This is a genomic window from Streptomyces sp. NPDC051664 (genome assembly GCF_044453545.1).
Taxonomy (GTDB): Bacteria; Actinomycetota; Actinomycetes; order Streptomycetales; family Streptomycetaceae; genus Streptomyces.
This window is the reverse complement of sequence record NZ_JBITCU010000025.1, coordinates 38,482-60,100: the sequence shown is the minus strand read 5'-3', so window position 1 is coordinate 60,100 and position 21,619 is coordinate 38,482. Positions and strand designations below refer to the sequence as shown.

Genomic DNA, 21,619 nt, shown 5'->3' with positions numbered 1-21,619 from the left:
AGGGAGTGTCCCGCCACCGGACCGGAGTGCGCGCGGCGGTGGACTGTTCTAGCGTCGAACGGAGAAGGGGCGGCCCTGCCGAGCCGATGGGAGCGGGGGCCCGGGACCACACTTGTACACCGGCCGCGTCCGCTGCTCGGCGCCTTGGAATCCGCGGGTCCCCGACCAACCCCTGAGAGCAGGTGGCTCCCATGCGCACGTCGGCACATACAGCCGGAGTCCTCACCGGTCTGACCCTCGCACTGGGCGGCATGGCCTTCGCCGCCCCCGCCGCCCACGCGGACATCCCGGCCTGCACGAACATGGTCCAGCAGGCGGGCGGTGAAGTCTCGGACACCGTCAGAACGGCGTGCACCCAAGGTGTGCACGCTGATCTGCAAGGCTGCGTGAGTGCCCTGACCGCGGCCGGCGTGCCGGGCGGCGCCGCGAACGGTGCCTGCCGGATGGCGGCCAGCCCTCCGTCGTGACCACCTCCCTGCCGGCGTACGTCACCGCGGCCGTCGCAGGGGAGGTGGATCTTCGTGGTCAGTCAGCCCGCGGGGCCGGCCGATCGCCTCACCGGGGCTGGTCCCCCTTTGAAGTTTCGCGGATGGCTCCGAAATCGGAACACACCCCTGGATCGGTCGGACCCATACACCACCTCCAAGGACGCAAGCGGACGTTGCGGCCCCGTCGGCGAAGCCGAACAGGCGCCGAAGGCAACTTCCGTGAGCTCCTCCGCTACCGCCGAGTGTCCGACTGCGCCACAACGGCGTGTGCATCGACGAACAACCACGGACGTTCAGGGTCGTCATCCGAGGTCAGCAGGCTTCCGGCCGCAGGCCGAGCGACTGCTCGAATTACTTCAGGACGAAGAGGTCAACCCAGGAAAGGGCGGTAAGTGGCCGGGGTTTTCGGTCACCCACCGCAAATTGGCTCCTGGCCCAGCACGTCGTACGCCCGGCGCCACCGAGCGGGCAGGACCCCGACCTGCGTGTAAAAATTGAGTACTGGATCGCAGTTCGGTGTCAGGGGCTCGCCCCCCGCTGCATGAGGGTCGGCGCGCACCTGACGTCCCCTCCCGCTGATCCGATCGACACGCTGGGAGGCTCCCTGTGAGCGAACGTCTCAATGCGTGGCCTGCGCTGGCCTATGAGGACCTGGCACCCATGGTTGACTACGTGAACCGGGTGGTACAGGTCGCAGGCAAGTACACCCTCGACGAGCCCTTCGAAGTCGGCTGGGGAAACACCGTCCTCGATGTCACCCCCCGGGGGCTCAGCACGCCAACCCTTCGGCAGCGAGGCGTGACCTTCACGGTGCACTACAACCTGCTGGACGGTGGCGTGGTCATCGAGGCCGACAATGGCTCGCGGACGGTGCCACTGTCCAAGGGATCACTCGCCACGTTCTTTGCGTCCTTCTGCGATGCGGCTCACGAGCTCGGCATACACCGACCGCGCAGCTCGCTGATCTGCGAGATTCCGGATGCCCCGCCGCGCTTCGAGGACGATCACGTCGAACGCACCTGGGACGGCCACGCGGCCCGGCTGATCTGGACAGCGTTCAATCTCGCCGCTGACGGGCTCGAGGCGTGGCAGGCCCCCTTCCTGGGACACCGCCCCCGGGTCGGTGTGATGTGGGGCGGATTCGACCTGTCCGCCACGCGTTACCGAGCGCAGCCCACCGTGCCGCCGCCCCACGGGCCGCCGTTCATGCAGAACGCCCAGCTCGACGCGTACGTGTCGGTGGGATTCTCCTTCGGGGATGCCAAGGCACCGAACGTCGGCATGTACGCATACATCTGGCCCCAGCCGGAGAGTCTCGGGGGCCGGTCCTGGGGTGTTGAGGGCGCCGCCTGGCACCCCGACGCCGGTCTGGTTCGTCTGCCGTGGGCCAAGCTCAGGGAGACAGCGGACCCGCACCGGGCCATTGTGGCGTTCGGTGACGCCGTCTACGATGCCGCCGTCGAGACGGCGGGCTGGCCGTCCGACCTCGTCGGCCCCCGCGTCGAGGGTTGGTACATGAGCAGGACACCGGCCGCGCTCGTCCAGCACCAGTACGGCTGACTCAGGTCGAAATTCCTGACTCCGAAGACCAGGTGTCGCTCAGCAACCGTTGCATGGAAGCAAGGTCTTCGTCGACCAAGTCGTGTCGTCCGCGCCGACATTCGTGGTGCTGCGACATCCATGACGCAGCGTTACGAGCAGAACGTAGCGTTGCGAGCGCAGGCGCAGGGCCGACTCGACCCGCCCCTACAGCCGGCCTGCCTTGTCCTTCCGCTGCGCAGGGGCGTTCTGCGGCGTGAGGTGTTCGACCCAGAGGGCGCGGGCGCTCTCCGGCGGTCACCGGGGATCTGCGGGTGGGCAACGTTCCTCGGTGGGTGCAGCTGCCGTCGAGGAACGTGGCCCACCCCTCATCCGACAGGTCGTGCCTCCCCACGCCGGCTGGAACGACACGCACGCAGGCCCGTCACTCGGCCCATGGGACGGGACCTGGTCTGGACCTAGTCCGCGATGCCGGTGAAGGCGGTCACCCGGTCGATCGTGGCGCGGATCAGGTACTCCCCCGGGACCGAGTTTCGCTGTCCGTACCGGTCGGCCCGGTCGGTGCCCATGTAGCGGGCGCCGATCCTGGTCGCCCAGTGGCGGAGGTCGGCCGGGTCCTCGGTGAAGGCGGCGGTGCACTCGAGCATGACGTACGCGTAGGGCGGTTCCTGGTCGTCGATGCAGAGTGCGAACCGGGGGTTCCTGCGCAGGGACTTCGCCTTGAGGGATTCGTGCCACGTGGTGAAGAGAACCTGCGGCCGGCCTGACTCGGCGCCCTCGCGCTCGTCGAGGAGGAACCACACCGGTGTGACATGGGGGCGGCCGTCCTTGCGGTGAGTCGCCAGCTTCGCCGTTCGGGTACCGGAGAGGGCGAACGCACGCCACTCGGCCTCGGACATGGACTGCATGGATGGAACGCTCCTCTGCTCTCAACTCTGTTCGGGACGGTTCTGGAGCTTGCCCCGGTCGGTGTCCGCGCGCCACCGCACACGTGCCGAAGCTCCGCCGGGAGCAGAGGACCTGGGGAGGAGTCCATTGCCTCGGCGGAGCATTCGGTCGGGGGTGTCCCGGTCAGTCGGCGAGCGGGAAGAAGTCGATCAGCATCATGTCGCGGATGCCCTCGGTGGTTCCGGGGGCCGGGGTGACGCCGGAGACGCCGTGGAAGACCCGGCGGTCGTCGATGACGATCGACTCGAGCGGCTCGAGCAGCGTGGTCCGGAAGATCGGGGTGCGGTCACGGTCGTACAGCTGCGACTCGCCACCGGTGACGCCCTCGCGATTGATCAGCACCTGGGCGACGAAGTGGTGGCCGTCCTCGTGGATGCCCTCCGGGGCGGGCAGCGAGGCCTCGTCGCGGCTTGCGATGATCCGGATCTGGTGGACGCCTATGGCGGTGTTGGACCGGTCGATCTTCCCTGGCAGGTTGTCCAGGAAGGTGAACACGACCGTCTCGAGCAACGCGGAGGCCGCCACGTCCTCACGGAGCGGCTCGAAGTGCCGCTGGACGCCACCGAACAGCGAGTTCACCTCCTTGGACTGCTCGAACACGATCTGGCCGCTGGGCACCAGGCGGTCGTCGGCCAGGTGGAACTGGCTGTACCTTCGGCGGCGGAACGTCGCCCCGTCCTTGAGATATGCATCGACCGGCAGGTCCTCCCAGGACGAGGTGAACTCCTTGCGCTCCCAATCCGCGTGCCGGGCCAGGGCTCGGCGGAGCAGGGTCGCGGAGAAGTGGCGGAACGGAGTCGTCCCGGTGGCGGTCGCGACGGGGGCGGTGGCGATGGTGGCTACTGCGGACATGGTGAGCTCTCCTCTGCGTGACTGTTCCGGCTGAACAGGCCTCTGGTGCGGCGATGACTGGTGGAGGTGTTCCGGATGCTGCGGCTTCGGCAACCGGATGGGGGGAGCGGCGAGCCCGGTCAGCCCCTGCTCACGCCGGCCAGCTGACCCAGGGGTGCGCCGGCCTGGTCCGTGGGGGTGGCCGGGACGCCGGACACCCGGAACGCTGCGGCGGTTGCGACGAGGGCCTGCTCCACGTCGCGGCTCGTCGCACCCCGGAAGCGGAAGCGGCCGCCGACGTGCTCGTAGTACGCGTCGGCCAGCGGCAGGATGTCGCCGACCTCCAGGAGCGCCTCGGCGTACGGTCCCGGGGTGCTGCCGACCATCGAGGTGACCTCGGTGATGCGGCACGGCCGTGCCCCTGGGGCCGGGATCAGCAGATAGCCGCCGATCTCCTCGGGGCGGGTCATCTGTCCTCGGGGAACAGGGCGTTGGAGCTGGAGCTGGAATGCGGCGTCCATCAGGTCGTAACCGTGGAGCTCACGCCAGACGAAGGGGATCTCGGCGCCGCCGACCCGTGCGCCCACCTCCAGGAAGCTGCAGCGGGGGCCGTCCGGGGTGTCGTTGACGAAGAGTTCCAGGTGGAAGACGAGCGGGTCGCCGGAGAGCGCCCGGAGGTAGTCGGCCGTGCTCTCACGGATAGCAGTGTTGACCGCCTCGTCGTCCTCCTCGACGGAGCCGAGGAAGTCGCCCGAGCGGAATCCCAGGCAGGTGTTCACATAGCGCGAGGCGCGCCAGTGCTGGATCTCGCGGCCGGTGAAGACGCCGTCCACGTGGTAGATCCGGCCTGGGTTGAAGGTCTGCACCATCATGGGCGTGTCCGCGAGGTCGACGGCGAGGACGTCCTCGGGGCCGTCGAGCTTGACGACACCTTCGCTCGAACTGCCCATCACCGGCTTCAGGATGAGCGGCCAGCCGTGCTTCGCGCCGAATTCCAGGATGGATGTCCCGTCGCCGGCGAGGGTGAAGTCCGGCAGGTCGAGGCCGGCCTCCGCGACGGCGGTGGCCATGAGGTACTTGTCCCTGAAGCGGGCCAGGTGGCCCACCCGTTGGCCGGGGCAGTTCCACTCCTCGCGCAGCTCGGCGGCGATCAGGAGATCGTCCTCCTTGAGAGCGACGATCGCCTCGGGCCGTCCGTGCCGCACGGCGAGCACCCTGAGTGCGGCGCGCACGGCCTCCAGGTCGTCGGTCCGCTCCACCACCAGGATGTCGCCCGCCGCCTCGGGTACGGACGGCAGCCCCACCTCCGTGGTGATGTAGGAGACCTGGTGGGTGGCGTGGTCGAGGTATTCGGCATAGCGGGCGTACTGCTCGCGCCAGCGGTTGATGACGACGATGTGCGGCAGGGCGGCGTTGTTCACGTTCATGGGGTCAGGACTCCTCGGAGAGTGCGTACATTCCGTCGCCGTCCAGGTAGTGGATGGTGTTGATGTCGCGCATGACGACTTCCTCGAGCTCGTGGAAGAGCCGCACGAAACCGACGTAGGTGCTGTCGTTGACCGTGGGGACGACCGTGCCGCCGAGCGGGACGAACTGCGACAGGTCGTGGAAGCTTTCGAGCTCCTCGATCTCCTTGAGGTGTCGCAGCGACTCCAGCTGCCCCTCCTTGGCGCAGACCAGGCCCACCGAGGCGAAGTACCGCTGGATCTCGTAGTCGTCGTCGTGGCGCTCGTGGAAGCGGTCCGGCCGCACGAAGGCGTCGACGGTCCAGTCGAAGGGGGACTCGCCGGTCGCCAGCTGCACGTAGTGCGGCAGGTCTCCGCCACAGATGCGGGCGCCCATCTCGATGAGCACGGGCCCTGAGGGGGTGAGCTTCAGCTCGATGTGCGAGGGGCCGTGCCGCACGCCCAGGGCGTCAAGCACTTCGAACGCGTACGGGACGAGCTGGTCCTGCGCCTCACCGTGGCGGGGGAGCAGATAGCAGGAGTTGCTGATGTCGTGAACGCCGTTCACGGAAATGCGCGTGGTGGCGATGATGTCGGTGACATGGTGCTTGCCGTCGCGGCTGACGGTGTTGACCATGTACTCGCCGCCGAAGAGATGTTCCTGGGCGACGACGCCCTCGTTGCGCTGGCTGAACAGATTCTCCGCGCCGGTGAGTTCGAGGAAGGCGGCCGCGCTCTCCTCAGGGGTGGCGCAGAACCTGACGCCGTCATTGCCCGCGCTCTTGAGCGGCTTGACCACGACACGGGTACCCAACTCCTGGTGCCACCGGGCAAGTTCGTCGGCACTTGTGGCAAGCAGCTGCCTGGCTCCGCGCACACCGGCGGCCTTGATCGTCTCGATCATCGTGAACTTGTCGCGGCGGGCGGCGCTGAGCTCCGTGCCGTTGGTCGGCAGGCCCATGGCCTCGCTGAGCCGGTCGGCGAACTCGACTCCGAACTCGCTGCCGGCGAAGACCGCCACCGGTTCGTACGCACCGGCTGCCCGTACGGTCTCTTCGAGGTCCCCGGTGTGGACGATGTTGTCGGCGTAGAGCGTCAGGTCGAGGGAGCCGGCGAAGGCCGGCGGGATCTCAGGGGTGCTCTGCACTCGCACGCATGCGTAGCCCGCTTCGTGGAACTCCGGCGGGAAGAACCGGGCCGGGGCGAATGCGTCCACGATGACGACGTAACCCTTGGTGTCCATTCAGGTCTCCAACTGCTGTGCATGAAGGGTGATATGAGATGTCTGCCGTCAGGCGGCGGCGTCGGCGAGGACCGGCGTGCTCTGCGGCTCGGCGGCCGGCCTGCGAGCCAGCCAGGCCGCCCAGCCGAGGGCGACACCGGAGAGGGCGGCGCTGGTGAGGCCGATGACCACGAAGGCCCAGAGTGGGCTCCTGGCGTCCTGGATCGCCCCGGACAGGGGGGCACCGATGCTGTTGCCGAGGGTGAGGGAGGCGCTGTAGACACCCATCACGACTCCCCGCGCCCCGGCCGGGGCCAGCCCGCTCGCGGCGCCGCCCGTCGCCGCGAAGGAGGGCGAGCAGAGGGCGGCCGGCAGCACCATGGCCAGGCACAGCAGGCGCCAGTCGCCGGTGGCGAAGCCACCGACCACGGTCGTGAGGCCCACCAGTGCCGAGATGACGGCGAAGTGCGGCGGCCGTTTCAGCGTGCCGTACAGGAGCGCGCCGATGAAGGAGCAGAGCCCGCAGACCGTGAGGACGAGGCCGGCCCATTCGACCTGGCCCGAGTCGCGCAGCCCGCCCACGATCGCCGTCTCGTAGCCGGCGGTCGCCAGAGTGGTGGCGGTAGTGGCCACGAGGACCGGGACGAGCGCGGGCTTGAACCACTCGCGGAACGTCATACGGGGGGCGGGCTCGCTGCCGGTCTCCTTGGCGGAGTCGCGGACCTGGGGGTTGAGCAGGGCCAGGCCCGCCCCGGCGAGTGCCACGATCACGCCGAGGCCCCGCATCGAGACATCGCTGGAGACGGCGGTCGCCACGGTCACACCGAGCGCCGGGCCCACCATGTACGAGATGTTGGACGTCATGGCGTCGAGCGCGAAGGCGGTGTGCCGCTGCTCCTCCGGGATGGCGACCGCGAGCCTCAGCCGCACGACGGCGAACCCCGGCAGGTTGAAGAGTCCGCAGCCGACGGCGGCCACCGACAGCACTTCGTAGGACATGCTGGGGCCGATCCCCCAGAAGAGCGCCTGGCCGGTCAGCGAGACGATGAGGACGGGCCGTACGCCGTACTTGTCCATCATGCGGCCCTGCACCGGACCGCCGACCGCCACGCCCACCGTCCACAGCGCGATCACCAGGCCGGCGGCGCCGAAGCCTCGGTCGAGGCCGAGCACGACGCCGAGGTTCATCACCACGGGGATCGCCACCACCGCGATCTTCGAGAAGAACCCGAGGAGCATGAGCAGGCCGATACCTGGCTGGCTCACGACTTTGCGATAGCCGTCAATCCGCATGGCTGCCTGCCGTTTCCTTCATCTCTTTCTCCCACACTTCGGTTTTCGTCATGCCGTTGCCACAGCGGTCTCCGCCGCTTCCGCGTCGGCCACTCCTACGGCCGCTGCGATCTGCCGCAGGAATGACCGGTCGGTGAATTCGTGGCGCTGCCAGAGCGATTCGAGCTTCGCCGGGAGATCCGCCCGGTCGTCGAGCTCGCAGGTGATGATCACATTGGGGTGGTCGACGCCGTCGATATTGAGCGACTGCGTCCGTACGACGTCCAGCTCGCGGGTCACGTCGTGCACAAATTCGGGGGAGAGTTCGCGCACCGGGAACTGCAGGCACACCCGCTGGAGGCCGTGCCCGTGGTCCACCTCGTCCGGCCAGGTCCCGTCCAGGATGGAGAGCAGGCAGTCGTACGTGTTGAAGCCGGTGGAGGCTATGCAGGGGGTGGTCGTTCCAGTGACCCTGGGGTTGATTTCGAGAATCCGGTAGATTCCGTCCTCGTAAATCATGTCCAGACCGACCGCTCCGTGCAGATCGAGGGCCCGAGCGATCTTCTTGAGTTTCTCGGCCACCGGGGCGAATGCCAGATCCGCCTCCCGGCGCGGTGCCACATAGCGCAGCCGGCCGAAGTTGAAGACCGGGCCGATCTCCGCCGGACCCTGCCACACCACCGGGTGGACCACGTACTGTCCGCGGGCGCCGACCACTTCCACCGAGCAGATCTCACCGGACACACAGCGTTCCAGGATGAAATTTCCGCTGTGCGGTTCAGCCAAGTGCCGTTCCAGTTCCGCTTCGTCGGCCAGCGGCACCATGCCGGCGCCCATGCAGTCCCAGAGCGGCTTGCTGAGCACGGGATATCCCATGTCGGCGGTCTGGATCAGGATCGAGTCGACGTAGGCGGGAATTCGCAGGCCGCGACCGGCGAGTACATCGCTGTCCACGAGCACTCCGGGCGGAATGTCGAATCCGTGCTCCTCCAGCAGCCGCTTCGTCTCCCACTTGTTGGCGGTGAGACTCGTGGCGGCCAGGCTGTGCGCCACCATGGGAATTCCCACAGTCTCCAGGCGGCGCCGCACCACCGAGTCACGCAGGGCGTTCTCGTCTGCGATGGAAAGGGAGATCACTCCATGGGCGCCCCAATCGATGACCTTCTTGGCGAGTTCGTCGGCGGATATGTCACCGGCTATCTTCTCCGATTCGCCGGGGAAGTCATCGGGTCCGCACTCGCCGTCCGTGAAGAAGAGTTTTGCTTCGGTGTCCTCCCGTTGGAGACGTGCTTCAAGGGCTGTGAGAAAAGGCTTTGTCTGCTGAATCTCAATGGATCGCAGGAATGCGATTCGGCGCATTGCTTCACCCTTCCGGGGAACCTCGGTCGTTCAGATCGACCGTGCTGTACAGCGCGATATGAAGACTTTGCCAGCAACAGCAGCTCAGTTGGAGAGATACTCGGTGTCCTAAGCTGGCCAGACCGGAAGAGGATCTCGACAAATGGCGCGTTCAGGGACACAACGCGGCGCCTCGGCGCTCATTCTCGAGCCAGTCTCGCTGTCCGTCTATGAATGGGCGCTGCGGAACGGCGGGCTCCGCGACGCCGACGTCGCTGCGGCCGAATTGGGCTTGCCCATAGGCGAGTTGACTCTTGCGCGCGACAACCTACTGGAACTCGGGTTGCTTGTGTCCAGTACTGACGGCGGCGAACTGCTGCCGGCGGACCCGGCGATCGCCGAGATGCTCGCCCGGGCACCGTTGGAGCAGGAGATCCGGCAGCGGCAGCAGGAGCTGACCCGTATGCACGCCCAACTTCGCCCTCTGGCACCGCTGTTCGCGGAGCACAGCCGCGCCGGGCGCACCTCTGACGGGCTGCGCTCCTTCGACGATCCCGCCGAGGTGCGCCGCGAGTTGTCGATGATGACCCGGCTGTGCACCGAGGAGATGGTCTCCATCCAGCCGGGCGGCGGCCGCGCCCCCGACACGCTGAGCTCGATCGTGGCGGAGAGTCTGTCGATGCTGGAGAGAGGGGTGCGACTGCGCACCCTGTACCAGCACACCGCCCGGGCGAGCCTGTCGACGCAGGCCTATGTGCGGTCGGTCTCCGCCGCCGGGGCCCGGATCCGCACCACCGCCGAGGCGTTCGACCGGATCATCGTCTTCGACCGGGAGACGGCGTTCGTCCCGCAGCCCCGGGCCGCGGGCCGGCCGCAGGGGGCCTCGGTGGTCACCGACCCGACGGTGGTGGGCTTCCTGTACCGGATGTTCGAGAGCCTCTGGGAGTCGGGTCGGCCCTTTGACGCCCATCAGGCCGAATTCCAGCCATCCACAGAGGAGTTGAAAGCCTCGATCCTGCGCCTGATGGCGACCGGCCTGAAGGACGAAGTGATTGCCAAGCGACTGGGGATGGCGACCCGGACCTTCCGCCGGCACGTGAAGGACATCACCGACGAGCTGGGGGTCGAGAGCCGATTCCAAGCCGGTTTCCGTGCTTGGCAATTGGGGATTGCCCTGGGAGAAAGCGACGATCCCGGCACATCCGGGACGGATTGACACGCCTGGCGGTTCCGGGCAGGCCGGCGGGCCACGGCTTCGCCCCTGGCCGGCATCCGACGGCTATTTGACATCTATGTGAAATAGGCGCGTTCTGTTCACCGCACTGCGGACGAACAGGCACAATGTCCATGCAGCAGGCACACAACCTTGTTCTGTCGGCGGCGGATTCGGCCTACTATCGGCACTTGGCCCATGGACGCTACACTCCGCCTCCTTCTGCGTGATCACCAATACTCTCAACGGAGTTGGCTATGTATCCGGCAAAGCCAGTGGTGCCCATACCCAGCACGAAGGCGCGCGCCACGTACGTCGAACTCCTCCGGAAAGTCTCGGGTGCGCAGTCCGAGCGGGAGCAGTCGGACGGCCCGTCGGAGTGCCCTGCGGACGGTATCCGCGAGGATCGCGAGATCATGGATGAGCTCCTGTCCATGGGAATGGTCCGCGAGGACACCTCCTCCCCCTCGCGTTTCGTCGCGGTGGAACCCGGCATCGTGGAGGCCCGGATCGGAGCGCTGCTGCGCTCTTCCGCGCTGAACATGCTGGAGGAGGCCCGGAACCTCACGGACCTGCTGCGACCCCTCATCATCGACTCCCGGCACACCGCGGGACCGCAGGGCGGCGAGTCCATCGTCCGCATCCAGGGCAAGGCCGCGATCAGCGCCATCGTCAACGAGAGTGTGCAGCAGAGCACCTCGGAGCTGTTCACCGCCCAGCCGGGGGGCGGCCGGCCCAAGGCCACGCTCGAGCAGATCCGTCAGCAGACCGCCGAGCTGCTCGACCGCGGGGTGGAGGTGCGGACGCTCTACCAGCACACCGCCTGGCACGACGGGCCCACCCGTGAATACGTGACCGAAATGACCTCGCTGGGCGCCCAGGTCCGTACCCTCGACGAGTTCTTCGACCGGCTGATCATCGTCGACCGGAGCATGGCATTCGTCCCTGCCGACACCGAGCGGGACCAGGCCGTCATTATCAGGGAACCGGCCGTGGTGCGTTTCCTCACCGAGGTGTTCGAGCGCAACTGGCAGCGCGCCAAGCCCTTTCAGGGGTCCCGGACTCCGAATGAATCGAGCCATATCAGCGCCGTATTACGCGAGACCATTATCAGGTGCCTCATCCATGGGGACAGCGACAATGCCATCGCCAAGCGGATCGGGCTCAGCACCCGCGCGTACGCCACCCACCTGGCCAAACTCAAGGCCGACCTCAAGGCCGAGAGCCGCTTCCAACTCGGATACCGGCTCGGTCAGTTGGCCAGTGGCGGCCCGGCTCCCGAGGCAGGCGAAACAGCCGGGGTGTGAAGTGACCCTGGGATCACTTCACACCCCGGCTGCGGGTGCGCCGTAGCGACGGCTGGTTGATGCGCTTCGCTGTCCTGGTCTAGGAGACCGTGACCGCCGGAGCCGGGCTGGGCTCGAGGAGGGCGGGCGCGCGCTCCTGGACCGGGGCCGGCGGCACGAGCCGGGCGGCGGGAGCCGGCGCCGTGGGTGCGGCCTCGCGCGTCTGCGCGACGGGTGCCGGACGGGACTCCGGAGCCGACTCGGCGGCGGGACGCCGCAGGGCCGCCAGGACGTGGTAGCCGAGGAGGGTGACGAGAGTGCCCAGGGCTATGCCGCTGACCGAGAAGGTGTCCGTCACCTTGAGCGAGACCCCGCCGATGCCCAGCACTGCGCCGGCTGCGATCGGGACCAGGTTCACCGGGTCCGCGAAGTCCACCGACGACTTGATCCAGATCTTGGCGCCGAGCAGCCCGATCATCCCGTACAGGACGACGGTGATGCCGCCGAGGACACCGCCCGGCGTGGCCGCGACGAGCGCGCCGAACTTGGGGCACAGGCCGAACAGCAGGGCCGAGGCGGCCGCCATCCAGTACGCGGCGGTCGAGTAGACCCGGGTCGCTGCCATCACCCCGATGTTCTCCGCGAAGGTCGTGGTCGGCGCGCCGCCGACCGCCGAGGAGACCGCCGTGGCCAGTCCGTCGCCGAGGATGGCCCGTCCGAGCACCGGGTCGAGGTCGGACCCCGTCATCTCGGCCACCGCCTTGATGTGCCCGGTGTTCTCCGCCACCAGGGCGATCACGCCCGGAAGCACGAGGAGCGCGGCGGACGCGGTGAACGTCGGTGCGTGCATGGCCGGCAGGCCGAACCATGGGGCCGAGGCGGCCTCCGAGAGCTGCACCCGCAGATGGCGGGTGACCTCGCCGGTGGCCCCGGGCGCGGTGATCGGGCCCGCCGTCCTGTCCAGCACCCACGAAAGAACGTATCCGAAGACCAGACCGACGAAGACCGCGAGCCTGCTCCAGAATCCGCGCAGCAGCACGCCCGTGACGACGACCACGCACATGGTCGCGAGTGCCACCCACTGGTCCTGGGGCCAGTAGATGTCGGCCACCACCGGCGCCAGGTTGAGCCCGATCAGCAGGACCACCGCGCCCGCCACAACGGGCGGGAATGCCTTGTTGATCAGTCCGGGCCCGGCGAAGTGGACGATCAGGCCCACCGCGGCGAGCACCAGACCCGCGACGAGGATCGCGCCGGTGACGGTGGACGTGGTGCCGCCGGCCGCCCGGATGGCCGCCACCGCGCCGACGAACGAGGCGCTCGTGCCGAGGTAACTGGGGATCCGGCCCTGAACCACCAGCAGAAACAGAACGGTCGAGACTCCGGACATCATGATGGCCAGGTTCGGGTCGAGCCCCATGACCACCGGAAAGACGAATGTCGCACCGAACATCGCCACTACGTGCTGGGCTCCGAGGCCCACCGTGCGCGGCCAGGAGAGCCGCTCGTCCGGCATCACCGCGGCGCCCGGTCGCGGTGCCCGGCCGTCGCCGTGCAGTCGCCATCCGACACCGAGGATCCGGCGCGCCGGACTCGGACTCTGTGTTCCCTTCATGGTTCTCGTTCCTCCGGTCATGGGCAGGCCGCCGCACCGCCGTGGCGGCGGCACGGCGGTGCCGTTCAAGGGGTGGGTGCGGAGAGGGGGGACAGCCGGTCTCTCCGTGAGGGGCTCAGCTTTCGATGCAGCTGGAGATGCCCGCGATGGCCTCGTCGGCGCGGGCGTCGGCCTGGTCCGGTCCCGACGCCAGGACGATGACGTGGCCGAGACGGGTGTACTTGGAGTGGGTGCTGCCCACCAGGTCGCCCGGCTCCGCGTAGGAGCGGACGGCGATGACATGCGGGCTGGCGGCGAGGCCGCTCAGGCCGCGGAAGACACCGTGCCGCGGGGTGTTGATGAACCGGAGCGCCACCGCACCGCTGCGGGTCGGCCGGGTGTCGGGCAGCTCGCCGAGGACGGCCTGGAGATAGGCTGCGGCCTCGCTGACGCCGGTGGCGTGCTCGATCATCTCCATGACGGGTCCGTCGGGCGGGCCCGCGCCCACCTCGATGAGCCGGGGGCCCTCTGCCGTCATCTTCAGATGACTGTGCGCGATACCGTCCCGCAGCCCGAGGGCCGCGAGCCCGCGTTCCACGGTGGCCAGGATCGTGATCCGGGTCAGCTCGTCCAGGTCGGCGGGCAGAGTACGGCCGAGTTCCTCGCTGTTCCGGCCGCCGGTGGAGATCCGGCGGACGATCGCCAGGTGCGTGCAGCCGCCGCGGTGCAGCACGGTCTCCACGCTGTACTCGGCGCCTTTCAGGTGCTCCTGGATCACCGCGACGGCATCGAAGCGGATTCCGTACGTGAAGTCCTCGCGCCATTTCAAGGCGCGCCGGACCGCGCCGGGCAGCTCGTCCGGCGTCTCGACGAGGGTCAGCCCGACAGTGCCCGAGCCCTCGGCCGGTCTGACGACAACCGGGTAGTGAAGGCCGGCCGACCGCAGCCGCTCCTCGGCGGCCTCGGGGGAGACGACCGCCACCGTGCGCGGCCCGGGTACGCCGCGTGTCCGCAGGGTCTGCGCCATCTGCCACTTGCCGCGGGCGGACTGTGCCATGGCTGGATCATGGCCAGGCAGTCCCAGCCGGTCGGTCAGCGCTGCGGCGACCGGGGACAGCGTCTCCTGGCCCACCGCCACTCCACCGATGCCTTCCTGGGCGCAGTACTCGGCGAGTTGATCGACGGCGTACGCCGTGCTGCGGAAGTCGGTGAAGACGGTGCCGGCGAGCTGCTTACGCAGTTCGTCGGGACAGCTCCGGTACAACTCCCGGTGGGTCGCGATGTGCAGGTGGATCTCGAGGGTCTGAGCCGCGCCCACCAGCTGCTCGGCCACGGCGCCTTCGGCACCCAGCAGCAGAACTGCTCTGGCCATGGTGTTCTCACCTCGCTTTCGACGGCATCTCGTAGTTCACGGAACTGTTCGCCCCGGACTTACGCGCCATACGCTCTACTGAACTTACCGATGATGTAGTCGCCCGAGCGCACCGGTCGGTGCCTCGGCGGATTGAGCGGTCCGGTGCAGGTGGGGATGCACTCGATGAGGGCGTCGTACGCCGGCTGGTGGAAGAACGGGACCGAGTAGCGTTCCTTTCCAGCCAGTTCACGCGGCGGATTGACCACCCGGTGGACGGTGCTCACCCATCGATTATTGGTCCAAATGGCCATCAGGTCACCGATGTTGACAACAAAGGAACCCTCGATGACAGGCACGTCGAGCCACTGGCCGGCCTTGTCGAGGACCTGCAGGCCGCCCGGGCCGTCGTCCTGGTAGAGGATGGTCAGGCTGCCCCAGTCGCTGTGCATTCCCTTGCGGAGCTGCCCGGGTGCGGGGGGCTCCGGCTGCTGCGGGTAGAAGTTGGCGGTGAGGTTGGTCATGTGCTGCTCGATCTTGTCCTCGAACCAGTCCTCGGGCAGATCGAGCGCAAGGGCGAACAGCCGCATGATGTCCGCGGCCAGCACCTCCATGGCCGCGTAGTAGGACCGGTACGCCTCGGTGAAGCCGGGCAGTTCGGGCCAGCGGTTCGGGGTCCGCAGCGCCGGGTCGGCGTCGGCGGGCAGCGCCCGTTCGGCATCCGGCTCACCCAGGCGGTTGACCGTGAAGGTCTCCGAGATGTCCGGCAGTGCCCGCTCCTGCTCGACCTCGGCCTCCGCGTTGGAGGCCGCGAGGCTGCCCTGGCGGCCGAATCCCCGCATCAGCGGGTCGGCCGGGACGGCGAGCAGTTCCACCTTGGTCTCGGCCGACAGCGCGAAGAACTCCCGGGTGGCCCGGTACATCTCCGCTATCGTGCGCTCGGGCACGCCGTGGCCGACGATCACCAGGAAGCCGCTGGTACGGCAGACCTCGTCGATCACCGCGGCCAGTTGCCGTTCCGCCGCCCCGCCCGACCGTGCGGAACTCAGGTCGATCACCGGGACATAGCCGTCCACCACGGTGACCTGCGCGGCCTCGGGGGCCGCACTCTCCACATTCAGTACCGACATCGCTGCTACTCCCGATCTCAGCCCCATCGCGGCGGCGGGGGCTCCCACTGGCTTACAAGGTCGAGGAATTCGTTCGCGTCCCCGACGGACGCGAGGGTGCCCAGCTCCTGTTCGCGCAGGAATCCGCTGGCGGACATGCGGCAGATCATCCGCAGGAGCCGGTCCCAGTAGCCGTCCACGTTCAGCATCGCCATCGGCTTTCCGTGCCGGCCGAGGATGAGCCAGGCCCAGGCTTCGAGGATCTCCTCGACGGTGCCCACTCCGCCCGGCAGCGCCACGAAGGCGTCCGCCAGGTCGGCCATGATCTGCTTGCGTTGGTGCATGGTGTCGACAATGTGCAGTTCGGTCAGGCCCTGGTGGGCGACCTCGGCATCGACCAGGTGTTTCGGGATCACTCCGGTGACCCGGCCGCCGGCCGCGAGGGCGGAGTCGGCGACGACCCCCATGAGGCCGGCCGCTCCCCCGCCGTAGACGATCTCGTGGCCCTCGGCGACGAGTTGCTTGGCGAAGGCCGCGGCGGCTTCTTGGTAGATGGCCTGGTTCCCCAGGGCCGAGCCCGCGTAGACCGTGATTCTCATGGCAGGAACCTCCGTCGGATCGCGATCCGGTCAGGGACTGACGCGTCCGAACTTCTCGAAGGCCTCGTGGGTCAGCGGCATCAGCCGCGCGAACTCGTCCTCCATCTGCTCGGCCACCACCTCGATCTCCCGCTGCGGGTGCGACACATAAGCGGCGTCGGCGCGGTTGGTACGCAGGCCGAGGAAGTGCATCAGCGAGCGGGCGTTGCAGGTGGCGTACACGGTGGAGAAGGTGGCCACGGGGAGCACCATGCGGGCCAGCTCGCGGGCGATTCCGGCATCGAGCATCTTCTGGTATTCGCGGAAGGCGGACCGGTAGGCCTCGCTGGTGGCGGTGGAGAGCAGCTCGTAGTCCTCCTCGCTGCCCGGCACGTACTGGTAGTGACCGGGCTTCCCCTCCTGTTTCAGCGCCCGGTCGCGGTCGGGCACGTAAAAGACGTTCTTGAGGTCCTTGTAGCGGGCGCTCTCCTCATTGAAGGACCACATTCGGTGACGCATCATGTGGCGGATCGCGAAGATCGGCGCGTGCACCAGGAAGGTCATCGAATTGTGCTCGAAAGGGCTGCCGTGACGGCTGCGCATCAAATACCGGATGAGACCTCCGATATACGCGTCACCGCGCTCCTCGCGGTGCGCCGCCTCGCCGGCGGTGGAGACCCGCGCCGCACGTACGACTCCCAGGTCGGAGGCGGTGTGGTCGACGAGCTCGACGGTGATCTGGCTGCGCAGTTCGATTTCGGGACCGAAGACGGGTGCGTCGGGGGCGTGGACCTCAAGGGCCGGGCTGATCGTCATCGTACGTTCCTCCGATGGATTCTGTTCAGCGGTGCTCGATATTGTGCTGCTGGAATATGCCTCTTCAGTCCCAGCCGTGATCGTCGGGCGAGGCGCTCGTGGAGGGGGTGGTCGTCGTAGTGGACGTGTCGGCCGCGGCAGAACCGGCGGTCGCGACGCCCACCGCAGTGGCGACGAGTACCGCCGAAGCGGCGGCGACCAGGGCGGACTGAATCCCACGGCGAGTGGTGGAAAGCTTCATCTGGAACGTGTTGCTACGCATAATTCGATTCCTCTTCTCGTTGTTTGTGGGCGGCTCCCCCGCTCACATCTCTATTCTTCGAAAACTGGAGGCCCCCAATAAGGTCAGACTTGTGCAGTGCGTAAGTACGAAACCAAGTGCACGAACATGCGCCCCACGCCGAAGCCCCGCTGCCGCAGTGCGGCAGCGGGGCTTCGAGGGGACGACGGGACAAGGCTCCTGACCTGGGCGGAACGGTCGCCCCGCTACCGGTCGAGGCCGCAGCAGACCCGGCCCGGACCACGCGCGGACCCGGCCGGCGGCTTCCCGGGGGCGGCCAGGGACACCGGCTCGGACGTCTCCCGGGCCTGGGCGTGGATCTCCCGTACGGCACAGGTCGCGGTCACCACCGCCGCGCGGGCCAGCCCGAGCGCCTCCCGCGCCGAGTCGATGTCACGGTCGGGCAGACGTACGACAACGTCCGTGGCGCACTCGATGAGGTGCAGCGCGGCGCGTGCCAGCCGGTCGTCGCAGGGATAGCCCTGCGAGACGGCCTTGTGGGCGGTCTCCAGGAGCGCGGCTGCGCTCAGGGTGTGCTCGTTGGTTTCCAACTCTCTTCTCCTTCAACGGTGTGAGCCGGTCAGTTCGTCGGTCGGTCGGTCGGTCAGGAATCGGATGTCCTTGTCGATCTCCTCGCACCGGGTGACCGCGGCCTCCCGGTCCACGCCGGACGCGATCACCTGTCCGGACATGCAGTCGGCGACGGTGAGCAGCTCCGGGACGGTGTCGCCCGAGCTCTCGGCGATGACCGCGGCGGCCGACAGCTGCCTGAACTCGTCGCGGTACGGCAGGAGAGCAGCGGTGTCTCCCCTTTCGGGACCCGCGTCACCTCGGCACCCACCTGAGTGGCCACCTCGACCGCGCGGACCTGTCCCGGCTGCGGGGTGGGGAACCCGGTGTGCGAGGCGGCCGGTTCGTCGTCGGTGAAGCCGTGCAGTCAGCCACCGTCGATCACCGTCAGCGGGGCGAGCTGGACGGTCGACTCGACGAGTGCCTCGGGGCTCGGCACCGGGGCGTCCTGTCCGGCGGAGAACTCCGCCGCGCGCCGGTCGTTCTGCTCCGCCGACCAGGGCCGCAGCGCCTCCGCGGGCCACTGCTCCGGCAGTCTTCAGAGGGCGCGGTATCCGCCGCCGGTCTCGTAGTTGACGAACGCGGCCGTCGATGTCACGTTGACGACGGTGCCCGCCGCCTCAGCAGCGGGAGCAGGGCCTGTGACATGGAGCGTGCCCAGCACGTCGACCGCGTACATGTGCTGCCAGTGGCCGGGGTCGACGCCCGTCACCGGCTCGGCGCCGAGCGCGCCGCCCGCGTTGTTCACCAGGGATGTCAGAGGAGTCGAGGCGCTCGGCCGGAGCCCGTACGGCATCGGCGTCGGTGAGGTCGACCGTCTCTGCCCGCCCGTCTCCTCGGCGACCCGTTGGATCAACTCGCCCCGGCGGGCCACCAGTACGGTGTCGAATCCGTCCTTGGCGAGGCGTCGGGCGACGGCCGCGCCGATCCCGCTGCTCGCCCCTGTCACCACGGCTGTTCTGATCATGCCGGCCTTCCCCACAGTCGTCCGTCCGCGGTCGCTTTCCGTCGGGCTGCGCTGCCCAGAACGACTGTGCGCCGGGCGGTCGGGCCCCGAAAGGGTCACAAGCTTGCAGCTGCAGGGATCTGAACCGGTCGCTGCCTTCATGACTGTGCGGCGTCATATTTCTGATGGTTCCGATCCTCCGGGACCGACGGAAGAGTCACCTCCGACCGAGGCGGACCCTTCACGAACCGGGAGGAATCATGGCGGAGCAGAGGGTGACGCACGGCCGAAAGCGGGGCACGCGTCTCGTTCGTGCTGCAGCCGCCGGCCGGGTGCTCAGTTCCGGCCGCGACGCCGACGTGGCGGTCGCCCGGTGCGGCCGGGTCGCCGACGGCATCCGCACAGAGACCGAAGAGAGAGGTGCCTGACATGACCCACAACCTGATGCCGTACCGGACCGCCCCGCAGCGGACCGCCCCACGCGATCCGGCAACCGTCCCGACAGGCCATCCGGTCGAGGACACCGCCTGCACGAGCCTTACGCGGCAGCGCCGCGCGCCCGGCACCACCACCCACCACGCGGCCGTCGACACCCGTCCGCACATCCTTGTCGTGCACCGCTGGCGCGACGAGCACGCCCTGTACGAGAACTACATCGACCACACCACCCACCGGGTCACCTACGTGACCACGGAGCTCGGCTGGTCCTCACTCCCGCCTGCTGCCGCCGGCGTCGTCGAGGTCACCGCCACCGACGACTTCGCCCAGGTCAGCGCTGCGGCCGCAACACTGACCGCACTCTTCGGCGCCCCGGACCGGGTGGTCGCCCTCAACGAGGGCGACCTCGACACCGCCGCCGGTCTCCGGGCCCGTCCGGGCCTGCCCGGCCAGTCCCCGCAGGACCTGGCGAGGTTCCGGGACAACTTGGTGATGTGCGAGACGGTCAGCGCCGCCGGTGTCCGCACGCCCGCCTTCGCCGACGCCCCGGACGCCGCCGCCGTGCGCGCCTTCGCGGACACCCACGGCCGGCCCGTCATCGTCAAGCCGTTGCTTTGATCACCGACCTGCACTACGTCGGCTCCGTCACCATCGACCTCGACCTGCTCGAAGCGGCGGACCTGCTGCCCGGAGAGAAGGTGGCGATCGTCGACGTGACCAACGGCGCCCGCCTGGAGACCTGCGCCATCCCGGGCGAACGGGGCTCAGGTGTGATCGGTGTCAACGGCGCCGCCGCCCACCTGGTCTCCCCCGGCGACCTGGTGATCACCATCGCGTACGGCCTTACGCCCGTGAGGAGGCCCTGGCGTTGCGCCCCGGCGTGGTCCGCGTGGACGGGCACAACCACGTGGTCCACCTCGGAACCGACCCCACGGAGGCCCTCGTCCCGGGCCTGACCACCAGCCCGTCGGTCGCCCGCACGGCGCCGGGGGCCTGATGAACACGGCGCGGCCCCCACGGAGGGAGCCGGATTCCGGGGCCGTTGACTGGGCGGACCACTGCTCGGCGACAACGTCACAGATCCGGCGCGCGATCGGCGCGCCCCGGGGCCTGTTTGGGTCCCGCGGGTGCGTGCACCTATGTTGGCGCACATGCAGTCCTACACGATCGGCCAGGCCGCCCGGCTGCTGGGCGTGAGTCCCGACACCGCACGGCGGTGGGCGGATGCCGGCCGGATGGCGACCCACCGGGACGAGGGCGGGCGGCGGCTCATCGACGGCAAGGATCTGGCCGCCTTCTCCGTGGAGCTCGCCAAGACCGGAAGTGGCGAGGAGGACGCCTCGTACACCTCGGTCCGCAACGCCTTCCCCGGCATCGTCACCGCCGTGAAGCTCGGCGACATCGCGGCTCAGGTGGAGATCCAGGCCGGTCCGCACCGACTGGTCTCGCTGCTGACCCGGGAGGCCGTGGAGGAGCTGGGCCTGGAGGTCGGCATGGAGGCCACCGCCCGTGTGAAGTCGACGAACGTGCACATCGACCGGGCCTGACGCGGGGTTCACGGGCGGCCCCGTGGACCACGCCGTTACGAAGCAGAAGGGCGCCCCGCAGAGGTAGCGGGTGGCCGCCGCCCTGGCGAAGTGCCGCTCACGGGGCGAGCGCGACCAGGTGCTCCGGCCGACGCAGCAGCATGCGCCGCCTGCCCCGCCTGCGGTACGTGCTCCGCGACCAGGACGCCCACCGGATCGGCCGGGCTCGCCGAGCTCCGCTCGCCCGTGTCACGTCCACGGGGTGTAACCACCGTCCACGCGTATCGCGTTGATGCCGCTGATGTGCCGTGCCCCGCAGCGGTCCTGGGGCAGCACGAGCTGAGGTCCGGCACGGTCGAGCGGGGTGTCGTCGATGCTGACCGCGAGCAGGACGGCGGCACGGCCGAAGTCCGGGTCGATCTCCGCCCAGGAGAGGAGGGCTTGGTGGCCGTCCACGCCCGTCACGGCGATCAGGAAACGGAGGCGGTCCTTGCGCCGGGCCGGGTCGAAGACAGGGCCGGCGGCGGACAGGACGTCGTGCAGCAGCGGTCCCGTGAAGCCGTGATGCTGGATGCAGCTGGTGGCGCACTCGAAGCTGACCCGCACGCGATGCTGGGGCCAGGCGAGCAGGTCGGACACAGTCAGCCGGGCCGGGCGCGCAATATCCCCGGTCAGCGCGAGCTCCGCCACCGGATCGGCAATCCGTTCCGTCAAGGGCCGGCTCACTGGCCACCACCTCCCCCGGATGACGGTACCCGGACCGCAGCCCCGTACAAACGCACATGCCCACCCTGTCCACAAACGGTCCAGCTCATGCAATGCAACAGGA

The 21,619-nt window shown here is 68.7% G+C and carries 22 protein-coding genes and 1 pseudogene; 7 read left to right on the top strand and 16 right to left on the bottom strand.

Annotated elements, in window-relative coordinates:
* Window positions 1-191 precede the first annotated feature (191 nt).
* Window positions 192-467 carry a hypothetical protein gene (locus tag ACIA8E_RS31730; protein ID WP_399303215.1) on the top strand — a complete coding sequence of 92 codons (276 nt, stop codon included), beginning with the start codon at window positions 192-194 and terminating at the stop codon, window positions 465-467.
* Window positions 468-1,094: 627 nt separating this feature from the next.
* Entirely contained in the window at window positions 1,095-2,048 is a 954-nt protein-coding gene (locus tag ACIA8E_RS31725) for a DUF5996 family protein (protein ID WP_399303213.1), read from the top strand.
* 437 nt (window positions 2,049-2,485) lie between these two features.
* On the opposite strand, the gene ACIA8E_RS31720 is transcribed toward ACIA8E_RS31725, so the two are convergent.
* The 6 genes from ACIA8E_RS31720 to ACIA8E_RS31695 form a co-directional block, all read right to left on the bottom strand.
* Window positions 2,486-2,926, bottom strand: coding sequence for a PPOX class F420-dependent oxidoreductase (locus ACIA8E_RS31720; RefSeq protein ID WP_399303287.1), 441 nt, complete (start codon window positions 2,924-2,926; stop codon window positions 2,486-2,488).
* 172 nt (window positions 2,927-3,098) lie between these two features.
* Window positions 3,099-3,827 (bottom strand): 2OG-Fe dioxygenase family protein, encoded by a 729-nt coding sequence (locus ACIA8E_RS31715; RefSeq protein ID WP_399303211.1) that lies wholly within the window; start codon window positions 3,825-3,827, stop codon window positions 3,099-3,101.
* Between the two features lie 119 nt (window positions 3,828-3,946).
* Window positions 3,947-5,233, bottom strand: a complete 1,287-nt coding sequence (locus tag ACIA8E_RS31710; protein ID WP_399303209.1) for an acetyl-CoA carboxylase biotin carboxylase subunit family protein — start codon at window positions 5,231-5,233, stop codon at window positions 3,947-3,949.
* A gap of 4 nt (window positions 5,234-5,237) precedes the next feature.
* The gene (locus ACIA8E_RS31705) at window positions 5,238-6,494 is read right to left on the bottom strand and encodes an ATP-grasp domain-containing protein (RefSeq protein WP_399303207.1); all 1,257 of its coding nucleotides are present in this window, start codon (window positions 6,492-6,494) and stop codon (window positions 5,238-5,240) included.
* Between the two features lie 48 nt (window positions 6,495-6,542).
* Window positions 6,543-7,739: an MFS transporter gene (locus ACIA8E_RS31700; RefSeq protein WP_399303205.1), complete on the bottom strand. Its 1,197-nt coding sequence runs from the start codon at window positions 7,737-7,739 to the stop codon at window positions 6,543-6,545.
* A 75-nt stretch (window positions 7,740-7,814) separates the two neighbouring features.
* Window positions 7,815-9,104: an acetyl-CoA carboxylase biotin carboxylase subunit family protein gene (locus ACIA8E_RS31695; protein WP_399303203.1), complete on the bottom strand. Its 1,290-nt coding sequence runs from the start codon at window positions 9,102-9,104 to the stop codon at window positions 7,815-7,817.
* 142 nt (window positions 9,105-9,246) lie between these two features.
* Between ACIA8E_RS31695 and ACIA8E_RS31690 the strand changes: the two genes are divergently transcribed.
* Both ACIA8E_RS31690 and ACIA8E_RS31685 read left to right on the top strand, forming a co-directional pair.
* The gene (locus ACIA8E_RS31690) at window positions 9,247-10,299 is read left to right on the top strand and encodes a helix-turn-helix domain-containing protein (RefSeq protein ID WP_399303201.1); all 1,053 of its coding nucleotides are present in this window, start codon (window positions 9,247-9,249) and stop codon (window positions 10,297-10,299) included.
* Window positions 10,300-10,553: 254 nt separating this feature from the next.
* Complete coding sequence (locus tag ACIA8E_RS31685; protein ID WP_399303200.1) at window positions 10,554-11,603, top strand: LuxR family transcriptional regulator; 1,050 nt, start codon at window positions 10,554-10,556, stop codon at window positions 11,601-11,603.
* A gap of 79 nt (window positions 11,604-11,682) precedes the next feature.
* Here ACIA8E_RS31685 and ACIA8E_RS31680 read toward each other — a convergent pair whose 3' ends face one another.
* The 9 genes from ACIA8E_RS31680 to ACIA8E_RS31640 all read right to left on the bottom strand — a co-directional run bounded on the left by ACIA8E_RS31680 (window position 11,683) and on the right by ACIA8E_RS31640 (window position 18,847).
* A complete protein-coding gene (locus ACIA8E_RS31680; protein ID WP_399303198.1) occupies window positions 11,683-13,197 on the bottom strand; it encodes a uracil-xanthine permease family protein in 1,515 nt (504 codons plus the stop codon).
* Between the two features lie 115 nt (window positions 13,198-13,312).
* Complete coding sequence (locus ACIA8E_RS31675; protein WP_399303196.1) at window positions 13,313-14,548, bottom strand: ATP-grasp domain-containing protein; 1,236 nt, start codon at window positions 14,546-14,548, stop codon at window positions 13,313-13,315.
* Between the two features lie 59 nt (window positions 14,549-14,607).
* Window positions 14,608-15,657, bottom strand: coding sequence for an isopenicillin N synthase family dioxygenase (locus ACIA8E_RS31670; RefSeq protein ID WP_399303194.1), 1,050 nt, complete (start codon window positions 15,655-15,657; stop codon window positions 14,608-14,610).
* A gap of 17 nt (window positions 15,658-15,674) precedes the next feature.
* On the bottom strand, window positions 15,675-16,235 hold the full coding sequence (locus ACIA8E_RS31665) for a TIGR00730 family Rossman fold protein (protein ID WP_267005113.1): 561 nt from the start codon (window positions 16,233-16,235) through the stop codon (window positions 15,675-15,677).
* Window positions 16,236-16,265: 30 nt separating this feature from the next.
* A complete protein-coding gene (thyX, locus tag ACIA8E_RS31660) occupies window positions 16,266-17,030 on the bottom strand; it encodes an FAD-dependent thymidylate synthase (protein WP_051878126.1) in 765 nt (254 codons plus the stop codon).
* 64 nt (window positions 17,031-17,094) lie between these two features.
* A complete protein-coding gene (locus ACIA8E_RS31655; RefSeq protein WP_399303192.1) occupies window positions 17,095-17,292 on the bottom strand; it encodes a hypothetical protein in 198 nt (65 codons plus the stop codon).
* A gap of 224 nt (window positions 17,293-17,516) precedes the next feature.
* Window positions 17,517-17,861, bottom strand: coding sequence for a hypothetical protein (locus ACIA8E_RS31650; RefSeq protein WP_399303190.1), 345 nt, complete (start codon window positions 17,859-17,861; stop codon window positions 17,517-17,519).
* Window positions 17,862-17,873: 12 nt separating this feature from the next.
* A complete protein-coding gene (locus tag ACIA8E_RS31645; protein ID WP_399303189.1) occupies window positions 17,874-18,002 on the bottom strand; it encodes a hypothetical protein in 129 nt (42 codons plus the stop codon).
* 416 nt (window positions 18,003-18,418) lie between these two features.
* A complete protein-coding gene (locus ACIA8E_RS31640) occupies window positions 18,419-18,847 on the bottom strand; it encodes an SDR family oxidoreductase (RefSeq protein WP_399303187.1) in 429 nt (142 codons plus the stop codon).
* Window positions 18,848-19,255: 408 nt separating this feature from the next.
* On the opposite strand from ACIA8E_RS31640, the gene ACIA8E_RS31635 reads away from it, so the two are divergent.
* The 3 genes and pseudogenes from ACIA8E_RS31635 (at window position 19,256) to ACIA8E_RS31625 (ending at window position 20,811) form a co-directional block, all read left to right on the top strand.
* Entirely contained in the window at window positions 19,256-19,882 is a 627-nt protein-coding gene (locus ACIA8E_RS31635; RefSeq protein ID WP_399303185.1) for a hypothetical protein, read from the top strand.
* A pseudogene (gene panD, locus ACIA8E_RS31630) lies at window positions 19,879-20,261 on the top strand (aspartate 1-decarboxylase). The gene ACIA8E_RS31635 and the pseudogene panD overlap by 4 nt, the downstream one beginning before the upstream one ends.
* A gap of 154 nt (window positions 20,262-20,415) precedes the next feature.
* Window positions 20,416-20,811: a molybdopterin-binding protein gene (locus ACIA8E_RS31625; protein WP_399303183.1), complete on the top strand. Its 396-nt coding sequence runs from the start codon at window positions 20,416-20,418 to the stop codon at window positions 20,809-20,811.
* Window positions 20,812-21,039: 228 nt separating this feature from the next.
* On the opposite strand, the gene ACIA8E_RS31620 is transcribed toward ACIA8E_RS31625, so the two are convergent.
* Window positions 21,040-21,504 carry a molybdopterin-dependent oxidoreductase gene (locus ACIA8E_RS31620; RefSeq protein WP_399303181.1) on the bottom strand — a complete coding sequence of 155 codons (465 nt, stop codon included), beginning with the start codon at window positions 21,502-21,504 and terminating at the stop codon, window positions 21,040-21,042.
* Between the last annotated feature and the right edge of the window lie 115 nt (window positions 21,505-21,619).

Excerpts from the sequence above, each read along its gene's own strand:
- ACIA8E_RS31730 (WP_399303215.1), top strand. The coding sequence starts at position 192 with ATGCGCACGTCGGCACATACAGCCGGAGTCCTCACCGGTCTGACCCTC.
- ACIA8E_RS31720 (WP_399303287.1), bottom strand. The coding sequence starts at position 2,926 with ATGTCCGAGGCCGAGTGGCGTGCGTTCGCCCTCTCCGGTACCCGAACG.
- ACIA8E_RS31715 (WP_399303211.1), bottom strand. The coding sequence starts at position 3,827 with ATGTCCGCAGTAGCCACCATCGCCACCGCCCCCGTCGCGACCGCCACC.
- ACIA8E_RS31710 (WP_399303209.1), bottom strand. The coding sequence starts at position 5,233 with ATGAACGTGAACAACGCCGCCCTGCCGCACATCGTCGTCATCAACCGC.
- ACIA8E_RS31705 (WP_399303207.1), bottom strand. The coding sequence starts at position 6,494 with ATGGACACCAAGGGTTACGTCGTCATCGTGGACGCATTCGCCCCGGCC.
- ACIA8E_RS31695 (WP_399303203.1), bottom strand. The coding sequence starts at position 9,104 with ATGCGCCGAATCGCATTCCTGCGATCCATTGAGATTCAGCAGACAAAG.
- ACIA8E_RS31690 (WP_399303201.1), top strand. The coding sequence starts at position 9,247 with ATGGCGCGTTCAGGGACACAACGCGGCGCCTCGGCGCTCATTCTCGAG.
- ACIA8E_RS31685 (WP_399303200.1), top strand. The coding sequence starts at position 10,554 with ATGTATCCGGCAAAGCCAGTGGTGCCCATACCCAGCACGAAGGCGCGC.
- ACIA8E_RS31680 (WP_399303198.1), bottom strand. The coding sequence starts at position 13,197 with ATGAAGGGAACACAGAGTCCGAGTCCGGCGCGCCGGATCCTCGGTGTC.
- ACIA8E_RS31675 (WP_399303196.1), bottom strand. The coding sequence starts at position 14,548 with ATGGCCAGAGCAGTTCTGCTGCTGGGTGCCGAAGGCGCCGTGGCCGAG.
- ACIA8E_RS31670 (WP_399303194.1), bottom strand. The coding sequence starts at position 15,657 with ATGTCGGTACTGAATGTGGAGAGTGCGGCCCCCGAGGCCGCGCAGGTC.
- ACIA8E_RS31665 (WP_267005113.1), bottom strand. The coding sequence starts at position 16,235 with ATGAGAATCACGGTCTACGCGGGCTCGGCCCTGGGGAACCAGGCCATC.
- thyX (WP_051878126.1), bottom strand. The coding sequence starts at position 17,030 with ATGACGATCAGCCCGGCCCTTGAGGTCCACGCCCCCGACGCACCCGTC.
- ACIA8E_RS31655 (WP_399303192.1), bottom strand. The coding sequence starts at position 17,292 with ATGCGTAGCAACACGTTCCAGATGAAGCTTTCCACCACTCGCCGTGGG.
- ACIA8E_RS31645 (WP_399303189.1), bottom strand. The coding sequence starts at position 18,002 with ATGTCCGGACAGGTGATCGCGTCCGGCGTGGACCGGGAGGCCGCGGTC.
- ACIA8E_RS31640 (WP_399303187.1), bottom strand. The coding sequence starts at position 18,847 with ATGATCAGAACAGCCGTGGTGACAGGGGCGAGCAGCGGGATCGGCGCG.
- ACIA8E_RS31635 (WP_399303185.1), top strand. The coding sequence starts at position 19,256 with ATGACCCACAACCTGATGCCGTACCGGACCGCCCCGCAGCGGACCGCC.
- ACIA8E_RS31625 (WP_399303183.1), top strand. The coding sequence starts at position 20,416 with ATGCAGTCCTACACGATCGGCCAGGCCGCCCGGCTGCTGGGCGTGAGT.